Source organism: Enterococcus sp. LJL51 (genome assembly GCF_054871795.1).
Genome location: NZ_JBTXLW010000007.1, coordinates 134,268 through 150,412, shown reverse-complemented (window position 1 = coordinate 150,412; position 16,145 = coordinate 134,268). Strand labels below are relative to the sequence as shown.

Annotated in this window: 15 protein-coding genes and 2 pseudogenes; 4 read left to right on the top strand and 13 right to left on the bottom strand. The window is 32.6% G+C overall.

Translation table 11 applies throughout. The annotated features are described in order from the left end of the window. Positions 1 to 168 precede the first annotated feature (168 nt). Both ACYSNQ_RS09270 and ACYSNQ_RS09265 read right to left on the bottom strand, forming a co-directional pair. Positions 169 to 579, bottom strand: a complete 411-nt coding sequence (locus ACYSNQ_RS09270) for a VOC family protein (RefSeq protein WP_426082713.1) — start codon at positions 577 to 579, stop codon at positions 169 to 171. Between the two features lie 158 nt (positions 580 to 737). Continuing rightward, complete coding sequence (locus ACYSNQ_RS09265; protein WP_426082711.1) at positions 738 to 1,709, bottom strand: MerR family transcriptional regulator; 972 nt, start codon at positions 1,707 to 1,709, stop codon at positions 738 to 740. A 318-nt stretch (positions 1,710 to 2,027) separates the two neighbouring features. On the opposite strand from ACYSNQ_RS09265, the gene ACYSNQ_RS09260 reads away from it, so the two are divergent. Beyond that, positions 2,028 to 2,579: a hypothetical protein gene (locus tag ACYSNQ_RS09260; RefSeq protein WP_426082710.1), complete on the top strand. Its 552-nt coding sequence runs from the start codon at positions 2,028 to 2,030 to the stop codon at positions 2,577 to 2,579. Positions 2,580 to 2,953: 374 nt separating this feature from the next. On the opposite strand, the gene ACYSNQ_RS09255 is transcribed toward ACYSNQ_RS09260, so the two are convergent. The 5 genes from ACYSNQ_RS09255 to ACYSNQ_RS09235 form a co-directional block, all read right to left on the bottom strand. Beyond that, positions 2,954 to 3,472: a hypothetical protein gene (locus ACYSNQ_RS09255; protein ID WP_426082708.1), complete on the bottom strand. Its 519-nt coding sequence runs from the start codon at positions 3,470 to 3,472 to the stop codon at positions 2,954 to 2,956. Positions 3,473 to 3,581: 109 nt separating this feature from the next. Next, positions 3,582 to 4,805, bottom strand: coding sequence for a T7SS effector LXG polymorphic toxin (locus ACYSNQ_RS09250; RefSeq protein WP_426082706.1), 1,224 nt, complete (start codon positions 4,803 to 4,805; stop codon positions 3,582 to 3,584). Continuing rightward, a complete protein-coding gene (locus ACYSNQ_RS09245) occupies positions 4,795 to 5,166 on the bottom strand; it encodes a hypothetical protein (RefSeq protein ID WP_426082704.1) in 372 nt (123 codons plus the stop codon). The genes ACYSNQ_RS09250 and ACYSNQ_RS09245 overlap by 11 nt, the downstream gene beginning before the upstream one ends. 4 nt (positions 5,167 to 5,170) lie before the next feature. Further along, positions 5,171 to 5,476 carry a TIGR04197 family type VII secretion effector gene (locus ACYSNQ_RS09240; RefSeq protein ID WP_426082702.1) on the bottom strand — a complete coding sequence of 102 codons (306 nt, stop codon included), beginning with the start codon at positions 5,474 to 5,476 and terminating at the stop codon, positions 5,171 to 5,173. Positions 5,477 to 5,850: 374 nt separating this feature from the next. Continuing rightward, positions 5,851 to 6,075, bottom strand: a complete 225-nt coding sequence (locus ACYSNQ_RS09235) for a helix-turn-helix domain-containing protein (protein ID WP_426082701.1) — start codon at positions 6,073 to 6,075, stop codon at positions 5,851 to 5,853. An 89-nt stretch (positions 6,076 to 6,164) separates the two neighbouring features. Between ACYSNQ_RS09235 and ACYSNQ_RS09230 the strand changes: the two genes are divergently transcribed. Both ACYSNQ_RS09230 and ACYSNQ_RS09225 read left to right on the top strand, forming a co-directional pair. After that, positions 6,165 to 6,335, top strand: coding sequence for a hypothetical protein (locus tag ACYSNQ_RS09230; RefSeq protein ID WP_426082700.1), 171 nt, complete (start codon positions 6,165 to 6,167; stop codon positions 6,333 to 6,335). Between the two features lie 382 nt (positions 6,336 to 6,717). Beyond that, a complete protein-coding gene (locus ACYSNQ_RS09225; RefSeq protein WP_426082699.1) occupies positions 6,718 to 8,547 on the top strand; it encodes a retron Ec67 family RNA-directed DNA polymerase/endonuclease in 1,830 nt (609 codons plus the stop codon). Between the two features lie 75 nt (positions 8,548 to 8,622). Here the strand turns inward: ACYSNQ_RS09225 and ACYSNQ_RS09220 are convergent. Beyond that, positions 8,623 to 9,877 (bottom strand): annotated as a pseudogene (locus tag ACYSNQ_RS09220) (tyrosine-type recombinase/integrase). Positions 9,878 to 9,879: 2 nt separating this feature from the next. After that, positions 9,880 to 10,064 (bottom strand): annotated as a pseudogene (locus ACYSNQ_RS09215) (DUF3173 family protein). A 210-nt stretch (positions 10,065 to 10,274) separates the two neighbouring features. Between ACYSNQ_RS09215 and ACYSNQ_RS09210 the strand changes: the two are divergent. Continuing rightward, entirely contained in the window at positions 10,275 to 10,979 is a 705-nt protein-coding gene (locus ACYSNQ_RS09210) for a hypothetical protein (protein WP_426082698.1), read from the top strand. 134 nt (positions 10,980 to 11,113) lie between these two features. Here the strand turns inward: ACYSNQ_RS09210 and ACYSNQ_RS09205 are convergent, their stop codons facing one another. The 4 genes from ACYSNQ_RS09205 to ACYSNQ_RS09190 are packed head-to-tail and all read right to left on the bottom strand — an operon-like array spanning position 11,114 to position 16,013. Continuing rightward, entirely contained in the window at positions 11,114 to 12,064 is a 951-nt protein-coding gene (locus ACYSNQ_RS09205) for a DUF2971 domain-containing protein (RefSeq protein ID WP_426082696.1), read from the bottom strand. A gap of 46 nt (positions 12,065 to 12,110) precedes the next feature. Then, positions 12,111 to 12,851, bottom strand: a complete 741-nt coding sequence (locus ACYSNQ_RS09200) for a hypothetical protein (protein ID WP_426082694.1) — start codon at positions 12,849 to 12,851, stop codon at positions 12,111 to 12,113. A gap of 38 nt (positions 12,852 to 12,889) precedes the next feature. After that, positions 12,890 to 15,046 carry a DEAD/DEAH box helicase gene (locus ACYSNQ_RS09195; protein WP_426082692.1) on the bottom strand — a complete coding sequence of 719 codons (2,157 nt, stop codon included), beginning with the start codon at positions 15,044 to 15,046 and terminating at the stop codon, positions 12,890 to 12,892. Between the two features lie 4 nt (positions 15,047 to 15,050). Beyond that, entirely contained in the window at positions 15,051 to 16,013 is a 963-nt protein-coding gene (locus ACYSNQ_RS09190) for a HamA C-terminal domain-containing protein (protein WP_426082691.1), read from the bottom strand. Positions 16,014 to 16,145: the final 132 nt, after the last annotated feature.

The window sequence follows — 16,145 nt, the reverse complement described above, 5'->3', positions numbered from 1 at the left end:
AATAGATAAAACAGCTGTGTAGTAGTCGAGCTTTGAATGAGTAAATTAGACATTAAATTTTCGTGGATATAAAGATTATTGTTGGTCAGAAGCGAAAAGCAATAGTAATAACCCCAGATACCGGAGCTTGCTCTAGTATCTGGGGTATTTGATTGAAACAGCTTTGTCCTACTCTGTTTCTACATATTTTTCTAGATAGTCATCACTAGGAGGTATAACCTGAATCACATCGATTAACAGCTTATCAGGACTTTCTATTAAGAAATGCCGCTGCCCGTAGTCTTCATCTTGAAGCTCCATTAGAATCGGCGCTTTTTGTTTTGTCACTATTTCAGTATAAAGCTGATCAACATTGTCCACTTCGAAATTAAGGATGATTCCTTGGCTGACAGCTTTATATTGGTCTGGAATCGTGTCGTGCTGGCTATCGATTAACGCCAGCTCAAAATCGTCATCATTTTTCAAACTAATGTACCAATCACTTGTAAAGGTTTCTTGGAAGCCAAATACTTGCATAAAAAAGGCAGCTCCCTTCTGGATATCCTGACTCATTAATACGGGGTAACAACTAGTTGTCATCATTTTTCTCTCCTTTTAAAGGGTTATTTTTCAATTTTTATTTTAACATACAAACTGTATGTATGTAAATATTAAAAAAAAACCTTCTAAAAAGACCAATAATCTAGGAAAGCAGCTTCCTTGTTATTGGTCCTTTATTCTTATTGTGAAAAAATTAATTATTCTTCTTTTAGCTTAATCGGAACATACCGCTGCATCTGCTTATAGCCGAGACCTTTTTCAATATCATTATTGTACTGATTTTCTTCGTCCAAATAGGGCATATTAAACATGAAATCACGACTTTCATCTAGTATAAAATTAGTGTTTTCCAGCCATTTGTAAATTTTATTTTGTACTTTTTCGATACTTTCATTGTCTTCATCAATGCTGACAGCCATCGCATATAAGCCCCCTGGAAAATCGATAATGTTAAAAGGCTGTACATCTTCTGCGGTTACCTCATCTTTAATCGCACAAACCATCTCTGCTTTGTCTTCTTTCGGTAAGGTAAAATCCAAACAGTCAAAAATGACTGTTTTGAACTTATCATAATGCCGCCACAGCTGCCACATGTAGCCGCCCTCTTTAAAAATGTCCATCCATGTTTGTTCACCAGATGTAATTGCTCTAAAGCCGGGAACTCTGACCACCATGACATCTGGAACCTTCTTGTCCAGCTGATCGGTTATCTCAATCAGGCGACTGACATTGGAGGGCTTTCCAATATAATCAACGCTTACAAATTGTGTTTCAATTTCCTTTGCCTTGTTATATAGCTGTTTGATATCTGCGTTATCTGTAAAATTCATTCTTTCTATTTCTTGGATAAAATCTAAGACAATATTTTTCAATTCATGCAGCAGGGAAACTTCATCGTCAATGTTTTCAACTTTCTTCCCTAATACATCAAGAACGACATCTGACCCGGAAGCACTGAAAATACGCTGAATATCTTTTATGCTAATATTCAGTTTGCGTAAAATAAGGATTTGCTCAATCCGTCTGACCGCATCCTCATCATACATTCTGTAAGTAACGTCTTCACTGCGGATACTTCGCAGCAGACCCATGTCCTCGTAATAGCGCAGCGTACGGGCGGTAATATCATATTTGCTTGATACATCCCTAATCTTAATTAATTTATTCATAAACTCTCCTCTCCTTCTATGATACAAGTGTAATTATAAATGCTTCCCTAAAGGAAGAGTCAAGTTTTTTTCAGTTTGGGAAATTTAGAAATTTGGAAGAAGCCAATGGAATAGGATTTTAAAACAGTAGCTATTTATTGCTTAATTAGTGTAAAAGGACTTGTTTAAGCAAGAATAGATTGTTTTTCCTATCTTTGAGGATAGCCTGAAATCTATGCTTGAATAGCGTGAGTTAAAAAATAGCTATTTTAATATTTGATGAATGATAAAATAGATAATAAAGCTAGAAAATAAAATGTATAGAAAAGAGGAAGAAGAATGGCCTGGAATCTTTATGTACTGAAATATAAAAGAACTGGAAATTATTATGTTGGAACAGCCCCAGATTGGAGAGATAGGATATATGTTCATCAAACAAAGACCTCTTCCCGAGCACTTGGTTCTCAACCATCAGAATTAAATAAATCAAATGCAGGCTTTTATTATTTTGTATATGGGGTTGACGGATTTGAAATAGATGAGAGCAGATTGGGTACGAATCAAAGCGTTTCGAAAATTAATCAAAGTATCTCATACATGATTGAAAATGAGTTAGCCGAATATTTACGAAAATGGGCTAAAGAAGAAATTATTGTAAACGGCGGTTGTTTCCCTCCTACTAGTATTGAGAAAATAAAAATTATAGCTGCTGCTGCTAAAGAGAAAACCGTTAGTTTATCTAAAACTGAACGGCTACTCTTTGAAAAAGAGCTTCCTGAAATATTTAAGTGTGATATAGGCAGCGTAGCAGCTAAAAAGACAATTAAAATGATTAATGTAACAAATAAAGAGGGAATAAGGCTGAATCTTTTAGAATCCGGGGAGTTGTGAAGGTGAAAAGAAGAGGTTCATCAGTAGTCGTTTTTAACATAATGGCTATTGTATAGAAAATAAGGGGATGCGTCATTAGTATGGCTTAATCCCCTAAAACTAAACAAATGGTGTTCCAAGAGCAGCATCTTCAGAGATACGTTGAACGATACTGAAAGTAGGCAGATATTTCGTTTGTTTGAAATGAGTATGATTTTATTTGAATGTTATCAACGAGAGGATAAAGTCAGGTGTAAATTAGCCTGGCGTTATTGCATCATAGTTCACCATAACTATATTACTTGTATACCTACATTTTAACATGTTTGGTTATTTTCTAGATTCTAAAAGGGAATTGCTAGTCTTCTTACAAAAGAGCAATCGAATTCAGAGGTTTAATTTAGTCTTAAAAAATTAATTGGAAGTTCACTACTTGTAATAATCGCGATTGGTTCTGAACGATCATTGATATCTATATTGCTAAAGTAATGTATTTCTTCTTCCCATTCTTGATGGAATCTAATTGTCAAAATGTCATCATTAATGGATAAGATATAATATATTTTTCTGTCTTTAATTAAAGTTAAGCGAGAATTTAAATATTGAACATACATCCTACCGAATTGCCATTGTGCCCTAATAGACAAATTCTGGCTGACAAAATCAATTACTCTAAATTCATTATTATAAACTTCATATCCTACTCTTCCTAAAGGATATTCCTTCAAAATAGCATCAAATTGCTTTGCCGATATTTCAATACCTCTATTTGAAAGCGTCAAGCAATCATGCATATCATATATTTCCATGTTAATACAGCGGTTAAAATCATCTATATTGAAAGTTAGTTCATGTTCAGTAATATTTTCATTATTTTGTGCGAATTCTTCTTCCCAACATTTATTTGTTAACATTGTTTTCACTCTCCTAAATATTTAAGTGCTTTTTCAATTGCTTTAATTATTTCTGGTTTTTTCAACAATTTTTGAATTCTTAGAGGTGCCAGCAACTTACTATCAGGATCTATAAATTTTCCAGAATCAACGTCGTATCTCCATTTTGTATTATTAGGTTCATGATAGTGAACATCACCAGGCCATTCTCCTGGGCGTGAGTTTTCAGCATCAATTCTTTCGGTCTTCCCTTTTGCCATGTTGTTTTACTTTCAAATCGAGGGCCATTTTCTCCTAACATATTACCACTAGCCATAATTGATACAACACCAGCACTGGTAATAAGAAACCCTTCTGCAACTTTAGCAAGAGCTTCTTTATTCACTATTGCTTGAGCCATCATAACGCTTCCGCCAGTATTCAAGGACAGGATAGGTACACCATCTACAATACCTGTCACTCCTGTTATTGTAACAAGAGAACCGCCAATAAAGAAGGTTATTCCGACAAAGAGTGTAGCTAGTAACAGCTTTTCTTCCAGCGTCAACGGATTTTCTAACAGCTCTTGCCGCTTCTTCAAGGAAAGATAGGTTTTGTATTGCAGCGTTGCTTCCGGATCTAATTCTCCATTTACATAGACCTCGTAAATCACTGTCCCGTTGGGTCCTTGCGTTGGTCGTAATTCGTAGTCCAGCAGATTTTTCATCAGCTTTTCCTGAATTGCCTGTTCCCGCTCTTGCCACTTCTCTTGAATCGGTTTTACCCAGGTCATATCAAGTCTGGTCACATCAAAGGTTCCTGAAGCTGGATTCCAGGCACCGCCTTTGTTCAGCGCCGCAATCGCTCGTTCCAGATTCTCAATGTTTGCCTCGGCTTCAGTAAATATACCGGCAGATACACTATCAAAAGTATACAGCTTCTGCAGTCGTTCTTCTAGTTTAGCAATGCTTCCCTGAACACTCATATAGCACCGTTCTAGGTACAAGTTCTGTTCCTCCAGCTTATCCATTACATTTGCATACGAGCGCAATAAGCTCTGTCCTTGTTGAATCTGGTCACGCAGCCGGTCTTCTTCGATATCCCCGCCACCGACGATTTCCTGAAACTTTGCCGGATATTTTTGGTGGGCTTCACTTAGTGACTCCGCTGCCAGGATTAAGGCATTAGAAAGCGGCGGATAGACGGCCATAAAATAGCGTCTCGCAGAATCATAGGTTTTGCCGGACAAGGGTGCATTTAAATAGGCATTCATTGCATCTTTTAGCAGACCGGCATCCTGAATATATTCGTTTGCCAGGGTCACGGCGACATTGGTTTGTTCCTGAATTTCACCAACAAAAAAACTAAGTCCCATCTACCTTCTCCTTTTCCTTCGTATTCTCGAACAACTGATCTTTTCTCGCCTGAAGCAATTCCTCCTCAGCAACGAGCAGCTGCTTTGATTCCTTATAAAGTGCGTCTTTCTGCTCCTCCAGTTCAAAGAAATTCTTTTTATGAGCAGCGGTTACTTCATCCTCTTCCAAACTAAAATACTGCCGTATATCTTCCTCTTCATTAAACTGAAGAACATCAGCAAGATATTCCTGGTGTTGGCTTGATAAGCGCTGACAGTCCTCTTCCAGTTCCTCAAGCTGCCACCGCTGCTTCCGATTTACTTCCTGATCTTCCGAAACCTGAGAAAGCTGTCGATTAATTTGACCTTCATTCATGGTCAATCTCTCACCTTCTCCCTGGTCCTGCAAGAATACTTAAGCCATTAAATCCTTTACCTAGCTGCTGATCAATAGCAGCAAACTCACTCGCAACGGAATGAATGTTGTTTCCATCCCTGGTTAACGCATTTGAAATCTGTCCACCAACACCACTCATCCGGCTTATAACGTTTTGTGCGCTGCTCTGACCGGAGACCTTTGTTCTATTAGCAGCTGGTCCTGGCTGTGACATACTATTTAAGGCACTAGCTGCTTGGCTAAATCTTGACGAAACTGTTCCAGCAATAGAACCTGATACATTCAAATTGCTCACTAGATAGTTCTCCTTTTTAATTTTTTTATTATTAAATTCGATGTGTTTGCTTATTTCACTATATAGAAGTGTAAAACGATTAAAATGTTTAGTAAAAACATTTATCTAATCATTTTTGGAGGCACAGCTATATTTGCTAAAAATCAGCCTTATGTTGCTAAGGAACTTTGGGACAGGATATTCTTTACTTTATTCTTAGGTTGCTATAGTGGTGTTAAACAGTGAATAGTCGACTAAAGAATAAGAACTATTGGGCAAAATAATCGAAGTATTTGGAAGATCATTGCGTTATCTTTCAAAGCAGATAATATGAAAGTTTTAAAATAGAATAATAGTAGATCAGAATAGTACCTAACTAATGGTATTGTTCTGATCTACTTCTTTTTGTTTGGATAAGTTTGTTTGTACTTTGTTAATTCTACGAGATAATCAATGCTGGTAGAATAAAAGGTAGCTAATGCTATTAAAGATGGAATAGGGATTTCCAAATCTCCTGTTTCATATCGAGAGTAAGTTGTTTGACTGACATTTAAAAGCTTGGCTACCTGTTCTTGGCTTAAGTCATTGTCCTCACGTAAGTTGCGAATTTGATAATACATAAAATCACCTCAGGACAATTTTATAGTATGCGATTTTCGCATGTTCACTTCTATGCAAAAATCGCATAAAAAATTTGGAGGTATAAATAATGAAAAAAACAATAACCAAAAATAACCAACCAATCAAAGAAATTACTCAACAGGATATTCACGAGCTAAAAGATTATTTAGAACAATTAGCTTCATGGAAAGAACCACTCAAACAAATACATAATTTCTTTGATAATCAAGCAATTCCTTTGAATAAGAAAAAATCGTGAGAGAGTTTCATGCGCAGGCTAGAATATTTAATGCGTTCTATATGAATTTCATACTGAGTATGGATACTTTGGAAGAAAAGGTTATAAATTTAGAGGGAAAAGGAAAAGTAAAAATGTAGAAAAAACAGTACAAAAATCTTAATTTTCTGCTATATGGCTTATCTCAGATAAATAATGAGATAAGCTTTTTTTATTTTAAGGGTAAAAAATAGTTGTATTTATGGTAAAATGAAGATGCGTGTGGCTAGATTTTGTACTTGTGTTTCGCAAGTTTTGATTAAATTGTTGGGAGGTATAGCTGCCTGATAACTTTTCAGCATATAGAAATTTTCTACGCTGATTTCGCCTAATGAGTTGCCACACGTTTTTTAGGGAGGTATTTATGAGCGCTTTTTCTGATATCAAAAATCGAGATGACTTTTTTAAATTATTGAACATTCCCAAAAAAAATATGACTTATTTGTTATATAACAAGGATAAGAAAGGTACTGAGAACTCTTATCAAACGTTTGAAATAAAAAAAAGAAATGGTGGCATAAGAATAATACATGCACCTAATGATGAACTAAAGTTTGTGCAGAAGAGGTTGGTTAAATTATTATGGACAACTCAAAAGAAAGCATGGAGAGAAAATAATGCAAAATCTAACATCTCGCATGCTTTTGAGAAAAAGAAAAGCATTATAACAAACGCTAGAATTCATAGAAATAAAAGATTTTTGTTGAATGTGGATTTAGAAGACTTTTTTAGTAGTTTTCATTTTGGTAGAGTAAAAGGTTTTTTTGAAAAAGACAATACTTTTAAGGTTCCAAAAGAGGTTGCATTGATTATTGCACAACTTACATGTTATCAAGGTGTGTTGCCACAAGGAGCACCAAGCTCACCGATAATTACCAATTTGATATGTAAGATAATGGATTTTAGAATCTTAAAACTTGCTAAGCAATTTAAATTAGATTACTCAAGATATGCTGATGACTTAACATTTTCAACAAATAATAAAATTTTTTTAGGTCAAGAAACAGTATTTTTAAAGAAACTGAATGAAGAAATAGAACGTGCAGGATTTAAAATAAATAATGAAAAAACAAGATTACAATTTAATTGCTCCCGTCAAGAAGTTACTGGCTTAATTGTAAATAAAAAAATTAATGTCCCTAGAGAATATTACAAAAATACTAGAGCAATGGCTTATAGCCTTTATAAAAATGGGGAATTTATGATAAATAACGTCTCAGGTAATATTAATCAATTAGAAGGTCGGTTTGCATTTATAAACCAGCTAGACAAATGGAATAATAAATTAGAATATGATCTTTCTCTTGATGATAATAACATTGAGTATCAAAAGTACTTATTGCCTACAAAACGAAAAGAAAAAAATCATCATGTCATGTTACAGATGTTAAATGCAAGAGAAAAAGAATATCAAAAATTTCTTTATTATAAATATTTTTATGGTAATGTAATACCTACAATTGTTACAGAAGGAAAAACTGATATAAGATATATAAAAGCGGCACTGAAAAGTTTATATAAAGATTATCCAAATCTTGTTGAAAAAAAGAATAATGAATTTAAATTCAAAGTGTTTTTCTTTAGAAAGAGTAAACAAAAAAATGGTAAAGATATCTCTAGGTATAAATATTTTTTTAATTTACCGATTGATGGTGCGGATTCAATGAAAAATTTGTACAATTTTTTTTCAGAAAAAAATAATAAACTATATCCCAACTATTTGAAATGTTTCAATTCTTTTGGTAGTAGACCAGCTAGCCCAACTATCTTTATTTTTGATAACGAGATATCAAGTAAAAAAGAAAAACCATTGAAATCGTTTATAAATTACGTATATAGTAAAGAAAATGCACAAGTTAAGAAAGATAGAATAAAGTTTTTAGAGGATAATTTATCGTTAAGAGTTACCGAAAATTTATTTTTAGTGACAAATCATTTACTAAAAAATTCTATAGAAACCGAGATAGAAGATTTGTTTGATAATAAAACTTTGGCACATGAAGAAGGCGGGAAAAAATTTTCTAAAGATGGGGATAGTAATAGCTGTTACGGAAAAGAAATATTTTCAAAATACGTTTTGAAACATTATGAAGAAATTGATTTTGAAAATTTTCGACCTATTTTAGATATTTTAAATGAAATAATTATTGGCTATGGCGATTCCTTATTGGTTGCAAAATGGTTGCACAAATAAAAAAATAACCGTGAAAACCTCTGATATCAAAGGTTTCACGGTTTTATTATTTATTCCCACTCGACGTAAATCACGTTACATAAACGTTGCTATAACAACATTTATCCTTATAATTTTCCGTTTTAGTAGGGAAATGGTAGGGTTTTTTACTGCCTGTTTTCCACTAAAATTAGGTATTTTTGATTCCTTTGCAAAAGTAAATTGGATGTTTCCCGTCATTTGTTCAGCAATTCCCTCATCGTTACGACTCCAGAGATGCGCGTAGTGTTTCAATGTAATTTCTGGTGACGAATGTCCTAAACGTTGGGATACAACAAGGATATCTGCATTAAATTCATTGATTAGATAGCTGACATGTGAATGACGTAATCCTTTTCCTTGAATAGGATGAACTTTTGCAAGTTTAGCATAACGCTCAATAATGCGTTGAACAGTTGAACGATATAAAGGTAAATCTGTATAACTCAAAATAAATTGTTCAACACCATGATTTTTCTGGACTTTTTTCCATTCTGTCAGCATTGAAACAGTATCGTCATCTAACGAAATGATACGCATACCGCTCTCCGTTTTAGTGTAAGGTTTACGAATAAAATCGCTTTGGTTCTTCATGTCCAAAGTATGGTGAACCCTCAACTTCTTTCTCTTCAAGTCAACATCATTCCAGTTTAAAGCTAAACCTTCACTGACGCGAACACCGGTCATATAGTACAGCCAAATCATCACAAAACACATATGCTCATAAAAATCATTCTTATAGACAACAGATAGAACTTGTTGTCCAATAGGCAACAACTGACTTTCCTTTGGGGATTGCTTTAGTTCTCATAGAAATATTTTCATTCAAGAACTGCAAAGTAACAGCATAATTAAGCGATTTACGAAACATACCATACATTAATGAACTGTATGCCTGAGAATAGCCACTTTGGGTTAAAAGCCAGATGTGATAGTTCTCGCAGTCTAGTACAGTGATTTCTCGCAATTTCTTATCAGCAAAATGACTAGTGATTTGTTTTAAACCACATTCTCGTGAAGACCAGGTACTTCGCTGTACAGATGATTGATAATGAGGAATGTAAGATTGCTCCATAAATTTTTCATAGGTTAAATCATAGTTGGCAAAACCATTACTTTTGAGATATTCACTTTTAATACGCATGACTTCTTGATGTGCTGCTTTTGCTGAGGTAAACCGTTTCCCTAACTGGTCTTTTGTTCCTTTTTTCTGAATTCGTTTGCCAGTGACTTTGTCTGACCCAAGTTCAATTAGATACGAAAAACGCCCTTTAGCATCTTGATACACGCAAGGATATTTTGTTTTCGCCATGGTTATTCCTCCAATTCAAGAGGAATACCGATAATTTCTTCAACTATATGCCGAGGTACAACCCCGACCCTTTTATTATTATAGTATGGATACCCTGCGTTTACCATCCTAATTTTGCTTGTCGAATAATTGTCACGGATTGATTTGTTTTAAATCCCAATTTTTCAAGATCTGTTTTTGAAACCATATTTTTCTTATACATCGAATTTCCTTTAGGTTAAAAATCGCTAGCTGATTTTTAACACTGCTTTTTTGTAGCTAGCAGTTGCTATCATAGAAATAGGTGCGCATTTACTTCTTAACTTAATTATCTATGATGTATTTTTTCTTATCAGACCTAAAAAAATGATACAATGACTGGTATAGCAAGCTTATTTAATTTCGGAGGTGAAATTTAATGGATGAACAGCAAAGAAGGATAATTGAAGAACTAAAACAAACGTGGTATACGACAAATGAAGCAATAGAAGAGCTGTCTGAAAATGGTAAAAAGATATCGAAGGCCTCTTTTTTACGTGCTATTTCAGAAGTTGATTTTGACAAAGAGATTGGATTTGTTGGTAAGCCGAAAACGAAAAATGAAAAAACTGGTGGTAAAGGACGTCCTTTAACATTATATAATCATGCAGCAGTTGAAGCAGTACGAACCTTTGCACTTTCTGATACGTATAAAAAGATTCAAGAAGAGCCAATCGATTTTTTTGTGAATGATGAATGGAAGAAAGAAATAACTGTGTCCTTAAAAGGCTATTTAATAAGTAATTATGAAGATGAAAAAATTAATGGTGCAGGGATCACAGATATTACTGAATATGTAAATGAACTTGTAAATAGAGTTGTGATCAAAAACTACTATAGCTTAATAGGTCAAAATAAATTCTTGGTTCATAGAAACAAGGAGTTAGAGGGGACTAAAGAAAGACTCATTGCGGAATCAAGTGCGATAGAAGCGAGAGCAGGCGAGTTGCATCAGATTGCAAACTTTATTAAGCAGCATAGTAAAAGTACAGATAAATTGCTAATCAATCGGACAGATGCTTATTTTGAGCAGTTGTTAATTTTAAATAAGAAACTGGATGATAGAAAAATTCGCTATAAATAAAGTCTTTAAATCCGTAAAACAGGGACTTTTTTTTTTAAAATTTTGATTGGTAATTGTGTGAAAAAATATTAGTTATGATATCTTGAAATCCATCATAAAGGTTTCAAGATATCGTGTTGTTACTTTTCAAGATATTAATTTCTAAAAATTCGTTCGATAATTTCTTCAAGTTGATATGAGGATAATTGTTTATTTTTAAATTTATCAAATGTACTAATTAAATCAGATGTATTAACTATTGTTTTGTTTGGTTCTCGTATATTTATGTATCTCAATGTTGAAACTCGTATTTCATGTTTTTTAGCTATACGCAACAATTTATATTTATTTTCATTTATAGTTTGGCCGTCAAATATATCGTTAAAAAATTTTGTTCCTAAAGTGATTTCATTTGGAGTGTTAACTATAACTAGCATAAAACCATCTTCTTTTTTATGTGAATTTGGTTTCAAATTAGGTAGAATAATACGCCATTCTTTTTCTGGAGACCACTCATTATCCTTATAAAGAGCAGACAATAAAACTGCAATTTCAATATTTTCGTCGGTTACAGGGTCTACTAGTTCTGTCACGCTAATTGGAGTTGTACTGTAGGTGACAGGATAAATAAAATCGAAAGACCTCATTTTAGTAGAATATTCGAGGCAGACACCAGCATTATTTCCATAATGACCCCACATATAGCTACTATCAGCATTTTCAGTAAAACAACAGATCATCAATTCTTTTTGCGCAAAAGTTTTGTATATTTCTATTTGATTTTCCATAGCTTCAATAAAATTGTTTTTCGACATAGGCCATACTTGATTAACTTTTCGAGCTAATAAAACTCTCTCATTATACTGTTCTATAATAGTGTCTTTTGTGTTAGTAATCATTAGTGAATCAAAACTATCATTAAAATGGCTTGGAGAAACTGCTGTGACCTGATTTTTTTCTAAATTTTCCAGCAAATATGGTGTCACTCCTGAGTATCTATATAGTTTTTTCGGAATGTTTTTAGTCATATTAGCTTCAATACCTCTTGCTAGATACTCATTTTGAAGTCGTGATAGTAATTCTGAACTTCGTTCTTTTAAGATCATATTTAATCTCCTTTTTTTAATAGTTATTATTGAATAGTAGTTTGAATTAAATATAACACTCTATCTCTAACTCAGTCATATGTGAAATAAATTCATTCATATCTCTGTACACAAAGTATTCTCCTTGTTTAGCCCCACAATGCTGACATACATTCATACAATATACTTCTTTTCTTGTGTTACTATATTCATTTTTTACAGTTGAAAACAGATTCATCATTTTTTTATCCAAGTGTTTGATATCTCCTAATAAATTAATGGGGTAGAATTCTATTGTAGAATCTTGCATATGATATTTTAAAAGTTCTAAACTCTGTTCTTTGAATAATCTATTCTTATCCCAAGGGAAAAGTAAACTATCTCCAGATTCAAATAAACAATATGTGAAAATAGGGGTTTGTTTTTTGCATCTGTAACACTTTTTTTCGTAAGTGTAAACGGGAATGTTTTCATTAGAACTGAGATTCTGAATTATATTATTACTATCATTAGTGTTTCCAAAATTATTTTTAGATTCAGTATTAGTTGAACCATTTTTGAAAATAGAAATAGAGGATTTGCTGTAGGAAATTATGTCTCCATCTTTAGAAAATTTTAAATCTATGTTACCTGTAGTTTCATTCAGTAAAAAACTGTATAATTCCAATTTCTCTTGTGTATTATTATCAATGAAATCTAGAGAAAATTTGTTATAAGAATAGATTTTTTGGCCTTTTGAGAATTGAACATCAATTTTTCCTGTAGATTCATTCATTTCCATCGAATAGATATCTAATTGCTTTTTCATAAATTATCCTCCTTTTTAGCTCATTACATATACATCCTTTAAAGGTCATATATTTTGTTTTTTTCATACTCTATTAAAGAATATTGATTAGAATCAGCTATTCTCTTTACGTGCTTTACTAAATCCCTGAAGTCTGTAATTCCATCCACCGCATACTTCAATTTGTTAATAGCACTAGAAGGTATCCCCATGTCTAGTAAGATAGATAAAGTACTATCCATTCCTTCATTTTCTAGTTGAGAAGCAGCATAAGTATAATCACCAACGTTAATTATTCCCATTTGTTTGCACACTTCTTTTTGTAGACTATCTACAACGCCTATCCATTTCGGTACTTTATAAGAAATCCAATGTCTTTGCTCACGAAAATAGTTAGTGACAGCCTGATCTAAAACTCTTTGATTAGTCCATTTGGGATTATTATCTTTTAAATATTTGAACTCATTATTTAAAGATTCTGATGTGGATTTACTTATTAGGCTATTATAAGCTACTACAGGAAGTTTATTTCTAGTCATAGGTCTTGTAGTTTCAGTGTCTTTTAACAAATTGTCCCAACAAATGTTAAGAATATAAGCTAGTGCTTCGTATTTTGGAATGCCACTCCATAATACTAATTCTGGTTTTTCTTTCAAAGTTATTTTAATATTCTCGATTATCTTCTTTTGACCAGATACAGACACAGCATTCTTTTTGATCACTTTGAGTAAATCATCATCATAATTCATTAATTCTTCAAATCTAGAAATATGTTCACTTTTAACTTCTTTTTTTTCAAAGTTGATTAATATTTCATCAGAAATTTTTTCTTGATCAAAGAAAGGAATATCTAACTCTATTTTCTCTTTTTCCGGAATCGGATGGAAGACATATACATAGCCTGTAAAGTGCTCTAATAGTCTGCCTGCTCTTCCACGAATATTTGAGAAATCAAAGTAGTCTATTTTATTTGGCCCCTTCTTTTCATCAAAAATAAAGACGTTTTTTGCACTTGTATTTACTCCTTCAATAATTGTAGATGTACAAAATAGTACCTGTAATAAACCTCTATTAAAGTAATCTATTATTGAATGGGTCAAATGTTTTGGTATTGTTCCAGAATGAACACCGATTTTTTGCTGGATTAGTTTATTAAAACTCCAATTAGAGTTTATGTTTTCTTGTATCCATTCACTAATAGGTAAGTGCTGTTCTTTTGCTAAAAGATTATTAGTGTTTAAATACTCTAAGTATTCTTTAGCCACTTTTAGCGCTCTGTCTGGAGATGAAAGATATACTATAGATTGTTCCTTTTCTTTTTCTGAGAGCATTTTGAAAAGTTTGAGTTTCCTTTCTTTTTCCATTGATCTTGGTTTATCGCTTTGAAAATCTATATTTATCATTTCCACTTTAGTATCTACTAGAGTGTAATCAGTTTTTATAAATTGGGCATTGTAGTGATTTTCGAAGCCGTGAGATATTTCATCTATATTTGGACCTAAAAAATAGAAAATAGTGTTATTGTTATCCAGTATTTTTTTAAGCGCTATATTTAAAACATCAGATCGTTCATCATCTCGCGAGGAACTAACTTTATAAAATTCGTCTAAAATGCAATAATCCACTATAGGGAAGTTAGGATATTCTAAAACACGTTCGGCTGTCAAAATAAATATATTTTTGTCTTCCATTTTCTGTGAAGTATTTACAACTATATTGTACTCTTGATAGGGTTTAAGTTTTATTCTTGTTTCATTAATTAATGCCAGAGTGGGTTGAATAATGAGGATATTTTTAAATTTCCTGCTAGCAACAATTTCTTGTATTAATAAACTTTTTCCAAAACTGGTGGGAGCGCTTACTACAATGTTTTCTTTTTTCTCAATTAAAGTAGAAAGATGTTTTTGTTCCTTATGAAATACTACATTATCTAAATAATTTGAAGAATGGAAAGCTTTTCTAATTTCAGAAGTCGTATCCAGAGTTGAGTTACTAGTCAGATATGGATAAAATCCGGCTGACTCTACAATGTCCATCCATATTTCTTTGGTGGAAGAATCGATGTTTTCCCAAATCTCTAATATATGAATTATAATTTTTCTTGCTATGTCCTTTTTGTTATTCAAAGACAAGTTAGATGTAAATTTAGCTAGAGAAAAACTATCTTCAAAACTTAATTCTTTTACAGAGTAAATGTCTACTTTATTCCAATCCATATAATCAAATCCTTTCTACACCTAAGCTTTGTATGGTTTTAAGTTTTTTGTGTAACATTGATACTAATTTTTTTTTGCTCTCCAATGGCATTAGTATCACTACAATATTCATTTTTTTGCTCCAAGGGTGGCGGGAGCTTTTATTTAGAAATCGTTCATGTAACATACTAATTTCTTCCATGTACTTTGTTTCAAAGGTATCAAAATCATTCTCAAAGCTATCAAAAAAATCTGTTTCATATGCACAAAATAGTGGGATAGTTATATTATCCAGTTTTTCCGATATGCTTGTATACTGATTTAATAGTGAGACCCAGTATTCGGTATCATGACCGTGGCTGTCTATAATAGCTTTTGAGTCTTTCAATCTTTTTGATATTACATTAAATTCACTATGAAAGTAATCTATATTAAAATGCTCATATAAGTCTTCTACTAATGCATCCACACCTCTTTTTCCATCCGTATACAATTTTGATTCACCTAACCAGAGCGTATTAGTTTTTGGTTGAATATGAATAGAATCAAAACCGTGCACAGCATGTCCGTATGAATCTTTAAAATATATTTTTGCTATTAATGGAAATGTTTCAAAATAGTATTTTAATACCGAATGTAAAATTAGTTCTCCAAATTCTCCACGTCTAAGATACTTATCGGATATATCATCTTCTAGACATTCACCAGTTTCATAAATCTGTGAAACTTCTTGATAGCAATCTATTTTATAGATAGAGTTAGCTGCGTCGATTAAAGTATCTAAAAGTTTTTCTTGAGGGATACTGTCTCCCTCATGGAATCCCAATGCGAAATTTGGTATTTCTTGAGTGAGTAAATGTACAAATTCTGCAAGTCTTTGACCTAGATTTCCTTCAGAATCTAAATCAAAATCTATAAAATAAGAATATAAATTAGATTCAGATATTTTACACTTTAATACTTTTTTCACTTCAATTGATCTAGACATTATCTAACCTCACTATATTTGTGTATTTTCAATTGCTTTGTTTAAATCAGTTTTTTTATTCTTAATGCTATGAATATTTCTATAAGAACAGGGGGTTGGTATGGATTTGATAATAGGATCGAACTTTATGGA

Excerpts from the sequence above, each read along its gene's own strand:
- ACYSNQ_RS09270 (WP_426082713.1), bottom strand. The coding sequence starts at position 579 with ATGACAACTAGTTGTTACCCCGTATTAATGAGTCAGGATATCCAGAAG.
- ACYSNQ_RS09265 (WP_426082711.1), bottom strand. The coding sequence starts at position 1,709 with ATGAATAAATTAATTAAGATTAGGGATGTATCAAGCAAATATGATATT.
- ACYSNQ_RS09260 (WP_426082710.1), top strand. The coding sequence starts at position 2,028 with ATGGCCTGGAATCTTTATGTACTGAAATATAAAAGAACTGGAAATTAT.
- ACYSNQ_RS09255 (WP_426082708.1), bottom strand. The coding sequence starts at position 3,472 with ATGTTAACAAATAAATGTTGGGAAGAAGAATTCGCACAAAATAATGAA.
- ACYSNQ_RS09250 (WP_426082706.1), bottom strand. The coding sequence starts at position 4,805 with ATGGGACTTAGTTTTTTTGTTGGTGAAATTCAGGAACAAACCAATGTC.
- ACYSNQ_RS09235 (WP_426082701.1), bottom strand. The coding sequence starts at position 6,075 with ATGTATTATCAAATTCGCAACTTACGTGAGGACAATGACTTAAGCCAA.
- ACYSNQ_RS09230 (WP_426082700.1), top strand. The coding sequence starts at position 6,165 with ATGAAAAAAACAATAACCAAAAATAACCAACCAATCAAAGAAATTACT.
- ACYSNQ_RS09225 (WP_426082699.1), top strand. The coding sequence starts at position 6,718 with ATGAGCGCTTTTTCTGATATCAAAAATCGAGATGACTTTTTTAAATTA.
- ACYSNQ_RS09210 (WP_426082698.1), top strand. The coding sequence starts at position 10,275 with ATGGATGAACAGCAAAGAAGGATAATTGAAGAACTAAAACAAACGTGG.
- ACYSNQ_RS09205 (WP_426082696.1), bottom strand. The coding sequence starts at position 12,064 with ATGATCTTAAAAGAACGAAGTTCAGAATTACTATCACGACTTCAAAAT.
- ACYSNQ_RS09200 (WP_426082694.1), bottom strand. The coding sequence starts at position 12,851 with ATGAAAAAGCAATTAGATATCTATTCGATGGAAATGAATGAATCTACA.
- ACYSNQ_RS09195 (WP_426082692.1), bottom strand. The coding sequence starts at position 15,046 with ATGGATTGGAATAAAGTAGACATTTACTCTGTAAAAGAATTAAGTTTT.
- ACYSNQ_RS09190 (WP_426082691.1), bottom strand. The coding sequence starts at position 16,013 with ATGTCTAGATCAATTGAAGTGAAAAAAGTATTAAAGTGTAAAATATCT.